The 400-nt window shown below is 37.0% G+C and carries 1 protein-coding gene; it reads right to left on the bottom strand.

Annotated features, from left to right (window positions below; all coding sequences use genetic code 11):
- A partial coding sequence (locus UF06_RS06175) for a hypothetical protein (RefSeq protein WP_045569669.1) occupies positions 1-313 on the bottom strand: 313 nt, incomplete at its 3' end.
- Between the last annotated feature and the right edge of the window lie 87 nt (positions 314-400).

Here is a 400-nt window from a genome sequence, read left to right on the forward strand (position 1 = left end):
TGTGAATCATATCTGTTGCTCTCACATCTTTAGGCAGCTCTTTAAAAAATAGAAATAATCCCTTTTGAAATAAAAACCTCAATATTGGCCAAGAAGCAAGACGAGCTGTTTTCTCTGAGATACCTTTACGCCCTAAATTATCGAGGCTTCGCTCAGATACTTTTAAATCTAACGACAACTGCTCTTTTAAGATCCTAGCTTTGGATCTAGCAGAGACACCAACGCCTAAAAAAAGCGCGAACTCATCGAGCGATGGAAAGTAGATAGCATTGGGAGTAATTGGCTTTAATGTCACCTTTTCTTTCATAGTCATTAGTGCCTTTTGCTTGTCAAAATCGCTACCACGATTTTAAGTAAAACCTTTGACATATCATTATCATACAATGACAAATTTCACTCA

The sequence above is a fragment of the Vibrio sp. S234-5 genome, from assembly GCF_000960595.1.
Classification (GTDB): domain Bacteria; phylum Pseudomonadota; class Gammaproteobacteria; order Enterobacterales; family Vibrionaceae; genus Vibrio.